At 52.3% G+C, this 14,438-nt stretch carries 11 protein-coding genes; 5 read left to right on the plus strand and 6 right to left on the minus strand.

Going from position 1 to position 14,438, the window contains the following annotated elements:
- Positions 1–42: 42 nt before the first annotated feature.
- Positions 43–3,303 carry a DEAD/DEAH box helicase gene (locus tag HMPREF1548_RS22105; RefSeq protein WP_021638838.1) on the minus strand — a complete coding sequence of 1,087 codons (3,261 nt, stop codon included), beginning with the start codon at positions 3,301–3,303 and terminating at the stop codon, positions 43–45.
- A gap of 252 nt (positions 3,304–3,555) precedes the next feature.
- Between HMPREF1548_RS22105 and HMPREF1548_RS22110 the strand changes: the two genes are divergently transcribed.
- The gene (locus HMPREF1548_RS22110; RefSeq protein WP_021638839.1) at positions 3,556–4,152 is read left to right on the plus strand and encodes a uracil-DNA glycosylase family protein; all 597 of its coding nucleotides are present in this window, start codon (positions 3,556–3,558) and stop codon (positions 4,150–4,152) included.
- Between the two features lie 99 nt (positions 4,153–4,251).
- Here the strand turns inward: HMPREF1548_RS22110 and HMPREF1548_RS22115 are convergent, their stop codons facing one another.
- The 5 genes from HMPREF1548_RS22115 to HMPREF1548_RS22135 all read right to left on the minus strand — a co-directional run bounded on the left by HMPREF1548_RS22115 (position 4,252) and on the right by HMPREF1548_RS22135 (position 8,815).
- Positions 4,252–5,499 carry an ABC transporter permease subunit gene (locus HMPREF1548_RS22115; RefSeq protein WP_021638840.1) on the minus strand — a complete coding sequence of 416 codons (1,248 nt, stop codon included), beginning with the start codon at positions 5,497–5,499 and terminating at the stop codon, positions 4,252–4,254.
- Positions 5,496–6,440 carry an ABC transporter ATP-binding protein gene (locus HMPREF1548_RS22120; RefSeq protein ID WP_051358457.1) on the minus strand — a complete coding sequence of 315 codons (945 nt, stop codon included), beginning with the start codon at positions 6,438–6,440 and terminating at the stop codon, positions 5,496–5,498. Before HMPREF1548_RS22120 ends, HMPREF1548_RS22115 begins: the two co-directional genes overlap by 4 nt.
- Positions 6,441–6,624: 184 nt before the next feature.
- Entirely contained in the window at positions 6,625–7,380 is a 756-nt protein-coding gene (locus tag HMPREF1548_RS22125) for a hypothetical protein (protein ID WP_021638842.1), read from the minus strand.
- Positions 7,370–7,897, minus strand: coding sequence for an RNA polymerase sigma factor (locus tag HMPREF1548_RS22130; protein WP_021638843.1), 528 nt, complete (start codon positions 7,895–7,897; stop codon positions 7,370–7,372). Before HMPREF1548_RS22130 ends, HMPREF1548_RS22125 begins: the two co-directional genes overlap by 11 nt.
- 159 nt (positions 7,898–8,056) lie before the next feature.
- Complete coding sequence (locus HMPREF1548_RS22135) at positions 8,057–8,815, minus strand: alpha/beta hydrolase (protein WP_021638844.1); 759 nt, start codon at positions 8,813–8,815, stop codon at positions 8,057–8,059.
- 605 nt (positions 8,816–9,420) lie between these two features.
- Here HMPREF1548_RS22135 and HMPREF1548_RS22140 point away from each other — a divergent pair.
- The 4 genes from HMPREF1548_RS22140 to HMPREF1548_RS22155 all read left to right on the plus strand — a co-directional run bounded on the left by HMPREF1548_RS22140 (position 9,421) and on the right by HMPREF1548_RS22155 (position 14,200).
- Entirely contained in the window at positions 9,421–9,909 is a 489-nt protein-coding gene (locus HMPREF1548_RS22140) for an NADH-quinone oxidoreductase subunit NuoE family protein (RefSeq protein ID WP_021638847.1), read from the plus strand.
- Positions 9,899–11,836: an NADH-quinone oxidoreductase subunit NuoF gene (locus HMPREF1548_RS22145; RefSeq protein WP_021638848.1), complete on the plus strand. Its 1,938-nt coding sequence runs from the start codon at positions 9,899–9,901 to the stop codon at positions 11,834–11,836. The genes HMPREF1548_RS22140 and HMPREF1548_RS22145 overlap by 11 nt, the downstream gene beginning before the upstream one ends.
- A gap of 132 nt (positions 11,837–11,968) precedes the next feature.
- Positions 11,969–13,681 (plus strand): [FeFe] hydrogenase, group A, encoded by a 1,713-nt coding sequence (locus HMPREF1548_RS22150; RefSeq protein WP_025490439.1) that lies wholly within the window; start codon positions 11,969–11,971, stop codon positions 13,679–13,681.
- A gap of 93 nt (positions 13,682–13,774) precedes the next feature.
- A complete protein-coding gene (locus HMPREF1548_RS22155) occupies positions 13,775–14,200 on the plus strand; it encodes a VOC family protein (protein ID WP_021638853.1) in 426 nt (141 codons plus the stop codon).
- Positions 14,201–14,438 lie beyond the last annotated feature (238 nt).

Here is a 14,438-nt window from a genome sequence, read left to right on the forward strand (position 1 = left end):
GCGCAGGCTTGTCTGCCTTTTACGGCCGCAGCGGGTCTTTGGCTATTTTAAAATTTCCATCAGCTCTTCCCTGGTAAAGGATGCCCTTTCCATTTCCTCCCCGCCCAGAATGCTGTCCGCCAGCGCCTTCTTTTTTTCCTGAAGGGCTGTTATTTTTTCTTCTATGGTGCCCTTTGCAATCAGCTTATAAACGGTCACCACGTTCCTCTGGCCGATACGGTGCGCCCGGTCGGTGGCCTGGTTCTGCACAGCCACGTTCCACCAGGGATCAAAATGAATCACGATGTCCGCCGCCGTCAGGTTCAGGCCTGTCCCTCCTGCCTTAAGGGAAATACAGAAAACCTGCGTGTCATCCTTGTTGAAGCTCTCCACCAGCTCCAGGCGCCTTACCTTGGGCGTGCTGCCGTCCAGCGTGTAATAAGAGATTTTTTCTTTGGCAAGCGCGCTCTTCAGCCGTTCCAGCATGGAGGTGAACTGGGAGAAAAGCAGCACCTTATGCCCGCCCTCCGCCGCATTACGTATCAATTCCATACAAAGCCTTGTTTTGGCACTGTCCCCTTCATAGCCGTCAAACAAAAGCCCCGGATCACAGCAGATCTGCCGCAGCTTGGTAAGCTCCGAAAGCACCTGTATCTGCGTTCCCGCAAATTCCTGATCCGTCTGTTTGGTGAGCACAGCTATCAGACGCTGCACATGGGCGTCATACAGGCTGCTCTGCTCGCCCTCCATCACGGCCATCATGGGCTTTTCGATCTTATCCGGAAGGTCGGTGAGCACATCCTTTTTCAGCCTGCGCAGCACAAACGGACGGATCATTTTATGGAGGCGCACCGCGGTTTCCTCATCCTCCCTGGATACGATTGGCGTTTCCAGCTCCTCCCGGAAACGGCTGTAGGAAAACAGGAAGCCCGGCATCAGGTAATCAAAAATGCTCCACAGCTCACTGAGCCGGTTTTCCACCGGCGTTCCCGTCAGCGCAAGCCGGAAGCCTGCGGGGACCTGTTTCACAGCCCTGGCCGCCTGGGTGGAATGGTTCTTGATAAACTGCGCCTCGTCGATTACCTCGCAGGCGAAATCCATGCCGGTATAAATATCAATATCCCGGCGCAGCAGCTCATAGGAGGTGATTATCACACCTTTTTTCTCCCGCGCCGCCTGCTCCAGAAGCTGCTTTCTCTCTCCGGCCCCGCCTGCCGCCGCATAAACCGGAAGCACAGGGGCAAAGCGTTCCACTTCGCTTTTCCAGTTGAAGACCAGGGAAGCCGGACACACGATCAGCCAGGGCCGTCCCGGATTTCCCCCGCTCTCCTTCCACTCTGATAAAAGAAAAGCAATTACCTGCAGTGTTTTTCCCAGACCCATATCGTCCGCCAGAATCCCGCCGAAACCATTGGCCTTCAGGGTTTTGATCCACAGAAAGCCCTGCTTCTGATATCCGCGCAGAATACCGTCCAGCTCCGGAGGCACCTCAAAATCATTGTCCTCCACGGTCTTCATATTCCGCACCAGCGCGCGGAAGCTTTTTCCCTTCTGCAGGGACAGGCCGCTGTCTTCCTTCAGGCTGCCGTCAAGATACATGGCCCGGTAGCGGGGCAGGCTGACTACGCCGTCCTCCATGGCGGAATCGGCTATCATCAGCTCCTGCTTCAGCTGTGCCAGCGTGCGGATCCCTTCATCGCCCAAATCCACAAAACTGCCGTTTTTCAACCGGTAGTATTTCTTTTTCCTGTCATAACGGGACAGAATGGAAATCAGCTGATCCATGGGCATTTCTTCCGACTGCAGCGTAAGCTCCAGCAAATCCCCCGCTATGGATACGCCCACGCTCACATGCGGCGCGGGCAGCACGCGCATGGCTCTGACTGCATCGGAAATATATACCTCGCACAGCTCCTGCAGCCTGGGGATCCCTTCCTGCAAAAAGAGAAAGAGCCGCTCCTCATCCGAAGAGAGCACCATCTGACGCTTGCCGGGATCATAGGCGTTGAAAAATTCCCCCACCAGGCCCTTCATCAGCATTTCCCGCCGCGCATCCCTCCGCTCGGTCAGATCCAGGCTGTCAAACAGGTTATATTTTTCCTCCCCGTACACCGCGTAAAGCTCACAGGTCAGCAGATCCCTCTGGGGCGCGTCCAGGTAGATTTCAAAGGACGCCTCCTCCGGCAGGTATTCCTCCGGTGAAAAATTCCTCATTTCCACCTCAAAATGCTCCTGCAGGACCGGCAGCATGTCCCTGGCAAAAGCCGGAAGCTCCGTGCCTGCCACATACAGGCCGCTTTTGCCGAAGCTGTCCATATAAATCAGGAACTCCCTGATTTCCTCTATCCGTTCCCGATCCGTTTTCCATATGGTTCCCTCGTCGAAAAAGTACCCATACCGCTTCCCGGTCACCATCTGCATCCGCTGCAGCTTTACGGAAATCCCGTAAGAATCGCCGCTTATTTCCAAACGCCGCACCGGCTCCCCTTCCCGGAACGACCATTCCCTGGCAATCCCATCCGCCGTCTCTCCCATAAGCGGCCCTGCGCCAGCGGCATCCAGGAAATCATCGATCAGTTCCGGAGTGACATTCAGATCCCGTTTATATACGGTGGAAAGATAATTGCCCATATAGCTGCTGCCCTTGAGCAGCGAATACTGGAGAAAACGTACCAACGGCCTGCTCTCCGGGGTAAAGGCCTCCGGATGGTGGTAGAATTCCAGCTCCTTACCATAGAATACCTGTTCATTCCTGGCAACAGCATTCACGAAATCACCGATATTTTTCAGCACATACATCCGGGTGCATCCGATCTTAAATTCCACCCTCATGTTTTCCGCAGGCAGATAAAAATACGGCTCCAGCCGCACCCTGCCCAGAATATCCGGCTGCATCAGATTCACCTTGTCGCGGTAAACATACTGGTTGAGAATCCCGTCAAAGCCATAGGTTGAGGTTCTGGGACGGGGCGCCGCAGGAACCGCAGAAAGCGCGCGCGGCCGCATTCTCTGTTCCTTTCTTTCTTCTATATAATCGAGAAGCACAGCCACACAATGCTTGCACAGTCCGCTGTAGCTGTAAAACGCCGGGCATTCACAGTCGCTTTCCAGAACTTCTCTGTAATCCTCATCTATTTTTAATTTAACATCGTACAGATTTCCATGGCTTCCGCTGACGCTGGCCTCCATGGATACCACCTCAAAGCCGTCCTCCAGCTCCTTTGTCCAGTGCAGATTTTGCACTGCTCCCCGCTGATTCAGATCATCTCCCTTGAGAAACGTAACTTTATGGCATTCGCGGCGGATATCGGTTCTGCTCAGCATGGCTTGCTTCCTTTCGTGATTTTCTCCTTTGTCAGGGACGGATTAATCATACCATTTTCATGCACAAACATCCACCAGAAAAATATCCTTGTTGGCATAAAATATGACATACTGTTGTCAGGTTTACCATGCTATAATTCAAATCATAAATACACCGGCCGCAGCCGCTTGATGGTATGCAGAACAGACGGCTGTGTATAACATTTCTTTAGAACTGTAAAAATACAATGGGGCCAACCTGGAGGATATCACATGAATGTCAGAAAAGAACTGGAAAACGCCTTGGGGGCGGCGCAGCATATACAGCTGAATGATTTGGAACTTGACCCTCTGAAAATCAGGGCAATCCTGATAAATGAAGCGGTTCCCTGTGATCCTTCCCAGGATTTCTACGGCCGGCAGGATGCCGCCTACCTTTCAACAACGATACCATTGTTTCAAAAGGCAGGTTTTAAGGTCCAGAGCATCCAGGATATCTTACAGTTGGGAATCTACATTACCAACGCGGTCAAAACACCGAAAACCGAGTATGCAATTGCCCGAAGCACCATAGAAGGCAGCCTGCCCTATCTGGAAAAGGAACTGGCCCTGTTCCCCAATAAAAAAGTGATTATGCTTATGGGCGATGTGGCCAAAAAAGCCTTTAATATGATAACCAAAAAAGAGTCAAAGAAAAATGCGGTTCCTGCCGTTTCCACATATAAGCTGCGCAGCAGTGAAATATATTATAACGGCATCCGCATCATGCCGTCTTATATTATGACGGGCGGAAATATTCTGATTGAAAAGTCAAAGGTGGAAATGGCATCAGAGGATCTTGCCATTATGGGGCGGATTATTGCGCAGTAAAAAATCCCTGGATAACCGGCAGGTAACGGTTACCCAGGGAAAGAGATAATTCCAATAATCCCATGTCCCGAACAGCCTGTTGCTGTCCAGTTTTCCTTATTATTGCGAATGCCTGCAGTAGGACCAGGACGCCGCCGCAAGAAATACCGGGATTTCAATCAGTGATGCCGCTGCTATCACATAAGGGGACCATACGCTGAAATTTCCCAGGTGGAGGAAATTGAAATCCGTCATTTCTCCCGCAAATCCCCCCAGTATACTTACGCCGCCGGAGGGCAGAAGGCATCTCAGCCAGGATACGGCGTTTCCGGAGGAAGCCATATAAAGGATGATGGGCGCGAGGAAAAACAGCAGGGCCAGGGAAAGGGCTGTGACCGTATTTTTACAGCGTGAGGAAAGAAACAGCGTAAAGCTGATGGTGGCAAGCAGGCTGGCCCATCCCGCGGCCGTCACCGCCAGCTGCAGCTGCCCGATGTTCATGCTGCCCAGGCTTACAGAGGAAAAGATAAGCTGTATGGAGGTTTTCAGCATATCCCAGCCGTAAAAGCTGTTGGACAGCACCAGATACAGCGCCGCACAGCAAAGAAAGGCAGCCGATGTTATGAAAAGCGCTGACAGCAGCTTAATCACTGCCAGCCTGGCTTTTCCATATTTGGTGCACCGGAGGATGTCATCCGCCTGGGTCTGGTATTCCGCTGAAAATACCGGCGCAGCAATGACGGTGCAAAATAGAACCACCAGGAAAATCAGCAGCATCTGATAGTCATAGGCATTCGTATTGTAGCCCGGATAGAACACAAAGGGCATTTTTACCTTCGCATATAAGGCCCTGGCCTTTTCCTGTGCAGCCGGGTGCTCCTTCTGCTCCAGCTTCATTAAATCATCCAGATGTGTGGCGCAGCTTTCATAATAATGATCCAGCTGCTTCGGTGCAATGTCTGTCAGCCCTGGCGCCATCCCGGTTTCCGGATCTGCATAGACCTCGGTAATCCGCGACAGCAAAGGAGCTATGGGGAGGATATTTTCCTGATAAATACTGGGAGACAGCTGATAGGTATAGGCTTTTCCGGAATCATTAAGCGTTTTCTGCGCCGTTTCCAGCACATTTCTCAGCTGCTCCTGGGTGATCACGCCGCCCAGATCCGCCTGTGCGTCCCTGACCAGCCGTATGGCAGCCATGCCTTTGACCTCTGTCTGCTCTATACCGTCCAGCCCGCCGATATAGCGGGATTCAAAAGTGACCGGCAGCCATGCCATGATTCCGGAAAGCGCCAGCGATGCCGCAAGCAGCAGCCAGGTGGTTTTCGTCCTGAGGACCCGTTTGATTTCCAGAGTAAATAATTTCATCTGCCGCTTCCTCCTTTTTTTCCTGGTTTCTTTATCCCGGATTCTTTTTCCGCAGCAGCCTGATCCTCAGGATACATTCCCTGCGGGAACAGCCACAGATACAGATCCTCCAGCCTTGGCTCCAAAGCCACGGCGGTTTCCGTTTCCGGCTCTTCGGAAAGATAACGGATCGTTATCCGGCCGTCCGGTTCATTCTTCAGATTGACGATGCGAAGGCGTTTTTCACAGGAAGGAAGCTCACGGGCCAAAATCGTGCTGCCCCAAACCTTCCCCTTCATCCGCTCCACCAGCTCCTGCGTCGTCCCAGTTTCAATAATGCGCCCGTCCTTCATGATGGCGTTCTGCATGGCAATATATTCCACATCCGGCACAATATGTGTGGAAATCAGGACGATCCTGTCATGGGCGAACTCCGAAAGCAGGTTCCGGAAACGCACGCGCTCCCCCGGATCCAGCCCGCTGGTAGGCTCGTCCAGAATCAGGATTTCCGGCTCGTTCAGCAACGCCTGGGCAATCCCCACCCTTCTTTTCATACCGCCGGACAGCTTGCTTATCTTCTTATTCCTCACCTCATACAGCGTCAGTGTTTCTAACAGCTCAGCTATTTTTTTATTTGTATTATTTACAGTCAGCCCTTTCAGGGCCGCAATATATTCCAGATAATCCTTTACTGTAAACTCCGGATAAAAGCCGAATTCCTGAGGCAGATATCCGAAAATATCCCGGTATGCCTCCCCCAGCGCTTCTATTCTGATGCCGTCATAGGTTATCTGTCCTGAACCTGGCTTTAAAATACCGGCTATCATACGCATCAGCGTTGTTTTTCCCGCGCCGTTGGCTCCCAGAAGCCCCCAGACGCCGGGACCGATCCGCAGGCTCACATCATCCACTGCTTTTTTATCTTTAAATTCCCTGGATACATGCTCCAAGCATAATTCCATTTCCATTCTCCTTTCCGTTTACCGCTTATAAATCCATACCACAGAACGCATAGTAACAGTTCAGCCTTCGGCCGAACTGTTACTGCATCCGCCCATGAGAGTCGCCTTCGGCGAGGGGCGGACGCCTGATGCCTCCACGTTTTCTCACGGTCTGTGCAGTGAATGCACAGACCGGCCTGAACGGTTACAGCGCATACCTTTTTTGGATAAAGCGGCATTGCCGTGCCCCAAAGGCCAGCAGGCAGAGACAGATACCGCCCCAGCCAAGGCTGAAGTTCTGCCGGAACACCACCGGGCAATACTCGCCGGCAGCCAGAAAAAGAAGAAGAAGCGCAGCGCACATTCCCGCACAGCCCGCACAAAACCGTTCCGGCCTCACATGGCCCAGCAGATAGCATAGTCCCGCCGCCGCAAGAAGAAACGGCACAAGCAAATATAATACCGCGCCGCTCCGGCTTATGGCGGTACTGCGCACCGTGTACCAAAATACGCAGGAAAGAACTGCCGCATCCCCCAGCCCCGCAAGAACAAGCCATGCTCCTGTCAGCCTGCCCATGGACATCCGCGTGGCGATTTCAGTTTCAAACATCCGATAACGCAGGGAACGCCATAAAAACGGTACCGCCGTCATCACGATAAGAACGGATATACAGCAAAGAAGCAGCGGGATTTTTTCCTGATTCACCACCTTCAGGCTGCCATAAGTAAAGGTCAGTACTAAGCGCAGCAGGCCAAGAAGCACACCCTGCATCAGCCATATTTTCCAGCTGTTAAACCGGATCTGCCGCAGCAGAAAGCCTGTAAAACCGATTCGCTCCCTGTGTTTTCCCCGGTAAGCTTTATGCAGCGCTTCCGCTGTCATGGCCATCCGTTCGGCGTCCGGTTCCCCGACGCTCTCCTTCAATGCCCTTCCCAGCTCTTTTTCCCAGTTATTTTGCATCTGTCTCTCCTCCTTCCTTCAGAATTTTCTTAAGGTACTTCAATGCGGCGCGCAGCCGCGATTGTACCGTCCGCAGCGGAAGCCCCAGGACATCGGCGGTTTCCCGCAGCGTAAGATCCTGGGCAAACCGGAGCAGCACGATTTCCCTCTGCTTTTCGGGCAGCCGTTCCACCAGCCGGGCGAGATCTGCCTCCTGCTCGGCCCGGTCAAATTCCCGTTCCGTATATACCAGCTCCTCCGGCAGGGCCTCCGGTTTCTTTTTCCGCCACATGTCCACACAGGTATTGGCGGCAATCTGATAAAGAAAGGCCTTGAACCTGCCTTTATGTACATACCGGTCAAAATGCCGCACCGCCTTTAGAAAGGTTTCCTGCGCCGCATCCTCCGCCGTTGCCTGATCCGGCGTATGCCATCTGCAGTACCGCAGTATTTCAGGGTAATAAAGGCTCACCAGCTCATCCAGCCCGCCGCTGTCCCCCTGTTCTATTTTTCTGAATATTTCATCTTCACGCGTCAAGTTTTTCCTCCTGAGGGCGTCCCCTCATAGATTGAAACGTATGGGAGGAATGTAAATGATTACTTTTTTATTTATTTTTTTCAAAGCTTACGAAGCATTGTTATTGTTCCAGGCTTTTCAATCGACATCTTTGACCGCTTCCCGGCTGTAATCCTGAGGTCACTGCTCCCGCTGCCTGCTGTCCCCGGCCCATCTGCCAATCTCTGCCGCCGTCAGCCTCCACTGCTCCTGCGGCGTAATTTCCGCACTGCCGTCGCCCTTCTGTTCCCCATACCAGCCAAAGCCGGCATGATTGCCACCCTCAATCACATACTCCTCTGCCGTCTTTGGAAGATTTACCCGGCACTCCTCATACTTTTCCAGGTTCAGCACCCTGTCCCGGCTGCCATACACAGACAGCACCGGCAGAGCCTCCGGAAGCGGCTTTGTGGAATAAGCGGCCAAAAGCGCCAGCCCGGACAGCTCCTCTGCGTGCTCCGCCGCATAGCCCGCTGCCATGGCTCCGCCCAGGGAATGCCCGCCCAGGTACCATACTTCTATTTCAGGATATGCCGACATCACGTCCTCAGCCGCGCCGCTTCCCAGCACCGCCAGCCGTCCCGGCATCCGCACAAGCACGCAGAAAAAATCCTCAGCTGCAATTTCGCGCATCAGAGGGCCATAAGCCTCTTCCTCCACCTTTGCGCCGGGATAAAAAATAAAACCGCGCCCGCTTTTTGTATCCCCATACGTAATCCACGCATCCAATGCATCCACCTGTATCTGCTCCCCGCCGCCCTGTGCAAAAACCTCCTGAATATCCGGCAGCGCATGGTAATAAGCCTGGATATAAATAAAAATTCCTGCCGCCGCAAATAACAGGACAGCCAGTGCTCCCATGATGATTTTTCTTCCTGTGCCATGTTTTCTTTCCTTCACGTCTGATCCCTCTTTTTCATTTTTTGTAACTGTCCGCCCAGTTCACAGTTAACTATTTTTTTATTATTCTATAGAAAAAGAGGCGTTCGGGCAACACCAACCTCCATAACAGTTCAGGCAACCGGACTGTTACAGGCATCCTGCCGTTTAAAATCGATGTGCGATGGGCCCGATACCTGCTTTTGCTGCATATTCCAACAGCCAGGGAATCCCGCCAGAACGATACCCGTTTTCTCCTTTTTTAACATTAGTGCAATATGCATATTTTTTTATATTTTGATTGTATTTATTGTATATTCTTCTTTAATTTGTGTATAAAATGAGTTTTTTTATCAAAATTCATAGAAATTTTATGGCTTACTCCACTTATTCATGGTAAAATATTAAAACCGTTGTTAGTCACCGTAACAGACAGTTCAGTGATCTGAGCTGTTGCCGTCCGTCTGCCTTTTCATCAAGGTCAGGCGTTTATGTATTGACAGCTGGAATAATAATGTAAAGCAGGGAGTTACCCTGCGGGCAGCTGCCGGGATTCTTATATTTATCACAGCGCGGCATTCGCCGCCCATCCCACAGATTTGTCCGCAAGAACGAAAGGAGTTCACATGTTGACGCACGAAGAAATCACCAGCCTCGATGAGATTCTTTCAAGCCATGATTACGACAGCGCATCCGTTATTGCAATCATGCAGGACATCCAGAAAACGTACCGCTATCTTCCCCAGGAGGCGCTGACCTATATCGCCGGGAAGCTGAAGATGAGCGAAGCCAAAATTTATGGCGTAGCCACCTTTTATGAAAACTTTTCTCTGGAACCAAAGGGCAGATATGTCATCAAAGTATGCGATGGCACAGCCTGTCATGTCCGCAAATCAATTCCCATCCTGGAGGAATTCCGGAATATCCTGGGGCTGTCCGAAACCAAGCATAATTCGGACGATATGCTTTTTACCCTGGAAACCGTATCCTGCCTGGGAGCCTGCGGCCTGGCGCCGGTATGCACCGTAAACGACAAGGTCCATGCCGCCATGACACCGGAAAAAGCACGGGAACTCATTAAAGAACTGAGGGAGGAAGCAGCAGATGAAAATTAACAGCCGCGAAGAATTAAACCACTTGCAGGAATTTTACAGCAGCAGGCTTCATGCGCAGACTAAAAGGATTCTCGTCTGTGCCGGCACCGGCTGTGTTGCGGGCGGCTCCCTTTTAATCTATGCCCGCTTAAAAGAGCTGATGGAGGAACAGGGCATCCGCTGTGAGGTAGTTCTTGAGGAAGAGCCCCACGAACATGCAGACGGCGCCGGACACACCTGCCATTGTGAAGAATCCGCCCCCGAAGGCGCGCGTATCGGCCTGAAAAAAAGCGGCTGCCACGGCTTCTGCGAAATGGGCCCCCTTCTGCGCATCGATCCGGAAGGCCTTCTTTACATTAAGGTAAAGGTGGAGGACTGCGAAGAAATTATTGAACGAAGCATCCTTAAGGATGAAATTGTGGAACGTCTCGTCTATCAGGATCAGTCCCTGAAATCCTATCCCAGACAGGAGGACATTCCCTTCTATAAAAAGCAGACGCGCGTTGCCCTGGAATACTGCGGACATATCAACGCGGAATCCGTCAGGGAATACATAGCCGTAGGCGGTTATTCCGCCGTGGCAAAGGCGCTTTTTGATATGACGCCCCAGCAGATCGTGGACGAGATCTCGGACTCCAGCCTGCGGGGCAGAGGAGGCGGCGGTTTCCCCACCGGCCGGAAATGGGCGCAGGTGCTCCGTCAGCCTGAAGAAATCAAGTACGTTGTCTGCAATGGTGATGAAGGCGACCCGGGCGCATTCATGGATCGTTCCATGATGGAAGGCGAACCCCACCGCGTCCTGGAAGGCATGATCATTGCAGGAATTGCCACCGGCGCACATTACGGTTATATCTATGTGCGTGCGGAATACCCGCTGGCCGTTTCCAGACTGCAGAACGCCATCGACCAGGCTATGGAAATGGGGCTTCTGGGAGATAATATCCTTGGCTCCGGCTTCGGCTTTACCGTGAAAATCAGCCAGGGCGCAGGCGCCTTTGTATGCGGTGAAGGCAGCGCCCTCACCTCCTCCATCGAAGGCAACCGCGGCATGCCCCGCGTAAAGCCCCCCAGGACCGTGGAAAAAGGCCTGTTTGAGAAGCCTACCGTACTCAATAACGTGGAAACCTTCTGTAACGTCGCCCCCATTATCTTAAAGGGCGCGGACTGGTATAAGACCATGGGGCCTGAAAACAATCACGGCACCAAGGCCTTCGCCCTCACCGGAAACGTAAATAACACCGGGCTTATTGAGGTTCCCATGGGTACGACGCTGCGCGAGGTTATTTTCGACATTGGCGGCGGCGTAAAAGGCGGCAGCTTTAAGGCCGTCCAGATCGGAGGCCCCTCCGGCGGCTGCCTGTGCATCAGCGCCACTGAGGATCACCTGGATATGCACCTGGATTTTGATTCCCTCAAAAAAGTAGGCGCCATGATCGGCTCCGGCGGTCTGGTGGTCATGAACGATAAAAGCTGTATGGTAGAGGTTGCGCGCTTCTTCATGAATTTTACCCAGAACGAATCCTGCGGCAAATGCGTACCCTGCCGTGAAGGCACCAAGCGTATGCTGGAGCTGCTTACGGATATCACGGAAGGCCGGGGAACCATGGAGCATCTGGATATGCTGGAGGAACTGTCCCAGACCATTTCCGATACCGCGCTCTGCGGCCTTGGAAAAACCGCGGCATTCCCTGTTGTCAGCACCATGAAATATTTCAGGGACGAATATATCTCCCATGTTGTGGATAAAAAATGCCCTGCCGGACAATGCAAGGCGCTTGTTAACCTGCAGATCGATCCCGAGCTGTGTAAGGGCTGTACCAAATGTGCAAGGCTCTGCCCTGTCTCCGCCATTACCGGAGAACTGAAAAAGCCTCACACCATCGATGTCAGCAAATGCATCAAGTGCGGAGCCTGTAAGGAAGGCTGCCCGTTCCATGCAATCAGCTGATTTGGGCCGCAGGTATACTGTTGGTATCTTCACCGGTAACTGTGAAAGTATTGGACAGTTACCCACAGATACGGCTGCGGTACATAATCAGACATTTGCACGCGTTATGAAAAGCTAAGAGGAGAATTTGAAATGGCAAAATACATGATAATTGACGGCATAAGGGCGGATTTCGATCAGGAAAAAAACATCCTGCAGGTAATCAACAGCGTAGGCATCCATGTTCCCACCCTTTGCTATTATTCCGATCTTTCCATATACGGCGCCTGCCGTATGTGCATGGTGGAGGACGAACGGGGCAATCTGATTGCTTCCTGTTCCACTCCTCCCAAGGATAAAATGGTCATCCGCACCAATACCCCCAGGCTGCAGCACCACCGGAAAATGATTCTGGAGCTGCTGCTCGCCGCCCACTGCCGCGACTGCACCATCTGTGAGAAAAACCAGACCTGCCGTCTTCAGGAGCTGGCGGGCCGCCTTGGCCTTACTGATGTCCGTTTCCCCAATACGAGAGAAGCACAGCCCGTGGATGATTCCTCAGTTTCCATCGTCAGGGATCCCAGCAAATGCATCCTTTGCGGCGACTGCGTCAGGGTATGTAATGAGGTACAGCACGTAGGGGCAATTGATTTTGCAAACCGCGGTTCCTCCATGATTGTCACCCCGGCCTTCGGCAAGAAGCTGGCGGAAACCAACTGCGTAAACTGCGGCCAGTGCGCCGCCGTATGCCCCACCGCCGCCATCAAGGTAAAAACCAACCTGGATAAGGTATGGCGTCAGCTCTACGATCCAGGCAAACGTGTCGTCGTACAGGTTGCTCCCGCCGTCCGTGTCGCCCTGGGCGAAGCCTTCGGTCTTGCTCCCGGCGAAGACAGCATTGGCAAAATCTTTACCGCCATCCGTATGCTGGGCTTTGACGCTGTGTACGATACCTGCGTGGGCGCTGACCTGACCATTATGGAAGAGGCAAAGGAGCTGGGTGAAAAACTGGAAAGCGGAGACGACCGTTTCCCGCTGTTCACCTCCTGCTGCCCCGCCTGGATCCGTTTTGCAGAAACGAAGCATCCCGACATCATGCCCTACATATCCTCCTGTAAATCCCCGATGGAAATGTTCGGCGCTGTCCTGAAGGAGTATTATAAGGATAAAGATAAAGAGGAAGGAAAAGAAACTATCTCCATGGCCGTTATGCCATGCGTAGCCAAAAAGATGGAAGCGGTCCGCGAAGAATTCATCCGGGACGGCGTGCCGGACATCGACTATGTCATCACCACCAAGGAGCTGATCCGCATGATCCGTGAAAGCGGCATCCAGTTTGATGAAATCGATCCGGAGGCCCCCGACATGCCCTTCTCCATCTCCTCTGGCGCAGGCGTTATTTTCGGCGTAACCGGCGGCGTAACCGAAGCCGCACTCCGCCGCCTGGTTCAGGAAAAGAGCACCCAGTCGCTGCGTGATATCAAGTTTTCCGGCATCCGCGGCATGGAAGGCGTCAAAGAAGCCGTCCTGGAGCTGAACGGCCGCACCCTCCGTATCGGCGTGGTAAGCGGGCTGGGAAATGCCGATAACCTCATTGAAAAAATTAAGAGCGGCGAAGAGCATTTTGATTTTGTGGAAGTCATGGCCTGTCCTTACGGATGTATTGCCGGCGCCGGCCAGCCCTTCTGCCATAAGGTGGACAAAAAAGAGCGTATGGCAGGCATGTACCGCTCCGATAAAGCCGCCCCCATCAAGAGAAGTGAAGAAAACCCCGTGATTTACAATCTGTATCACGGCGGGCTACTGGAAGGCAGAGAGCATGAGCTGTTGCATGTGCACTATAAAGGGGCACAGCCGCAGGAATAATAGCCGCAGGAAGAAAGTGGTGGGAAAAATGGCGGGAGGTGCTTTCATACACTGCATCCATGGATTCCCATCATATACCGGGAGGATAAAAAAATGCTGGTTACACCGAATTTTCATTTTCATGGAGACTGTGAAGAAGCCATGCTGCTGTACCAGAAGGCTTTTTCCGGAGAAATCACCTGCATGCTCCGCTATCGGGATGCCAATCCGGAGGATTATTCCGCCGACAGCAGATGGGACGATTATATATACCATGCGGAAATGCTTCTGCACGGCACAAGAATCATGCTGTCGGATATGGAGCCTGCGGTACCGACGCAGCGTCCGTCTTATCTGCCGCTTTCCCTGGTCGTGACAATGGACACGAAGGAGCAGGTAATGCAGGCATTTGAGGCAATGAAGGACGGTGCAGAAATCCTTTCGCCGCCGCAAAGCACCACCTACAGCTCCTGTTTTCTTTCTCTGATAGACAGATTCGGGAACCGGTGGGAAATCATGACAGAACAGACGCTTCGTTAAAAACAGAACTGTCCAGCAATAGATTTTATATGTTTCTTGTAATTTGCCTCCGTGATAATTACATTTCAGCAAACTTCCATTTATCGGCAGAACGTAAATAATAAGGCCTCCGGTCATGTATTTAATAAAAATACGCACCGGAGGTCTTAACTTTTTTTAAGATACTATTTTTATGTTCCGTTACTATTACAATATCATGCAGCTTAAACAGGATAAACGCATCCGCGTAGGAGCCGTG

Origin of the sequence: Clostridium sp. KLE 1755, assembly GCF_000466465.2 — a bacterium.
In the GTDB taxonomy this organism is placed as follows: domain Bacteria; phylum Bacillota; class Clostridia; order Lachnospirales; family Lachnospiraceae; genus Eisenbergiella; species Eisenbergiella porci.

Bases quoted from the DNA above. Each gene is read 5' to 3' on its own strand.
- HMPREF1548_RS22105 (WP_021638838.1), bottom strand. From the start codon at position 3,303: ATGCTGAGCAGAACCGATATCCGCCGCGAATGCCATAAAGTTACGTTT.
- HMPREF1548_RS22110 (WP_021638839.1), top strand. From the start codon at position 3,556: ATGAATGTCAGAAAAGAACTGGAAAACGCCTTGGGGGCGGCGCAGCAT.
- HMPREF1548_RS22115 (WP_021638840.1), bottom strand. From the start codon at position 5,499: ATGAAATTATTTACTCTGGAAATCAAACGGGTCCTCAGGACGAAAACC.
- HMPREF1548_RS22120 (WP_051358457.1), bottom strand. From the start codon at position 6,440: ATGGAATTATGCTTGGAGCATGTATCCAGGGAATTTAAAGATAAAAAA.
- HMPREF1548_RS22125 (WP_021638842.1), bottom strand. From the start codon at position 7,380: ATGCAAAATAACTGGGAAAAAGAGCTGGGAAGGGCATTGAAGGAGAGC.
- HMPREF1548_RS22140 (WP_021638847.1), top strand. From the start codon at position 9,421: ATGTTGACGCACGAAGAAATCACCAGCCTCGATGAGATTCTTTCAAGC.
- HMPREF1548_RS22145 (WP_021638848.1), top strand. From the start codon at position 9,899: ATGAAAATTAACAGCCGCGAAGAATTAAACCACTTGCAGGAATTTTAC.
- HMPREF1548_RS22150 (WP_025490439.1), top strand. From the start codon at position 11,969: ATGGCAAAATACATGATAATTGACGGCATAAGGGCGGATTTCGATCAG.
- HMPREF1548_RS22155 (WP_021638853.1), top strand. From the start codon at position 13,775: ATGCTGGTTACACCGAATTTTCATTTTCATGGAGACTGTGAAGAAGCC.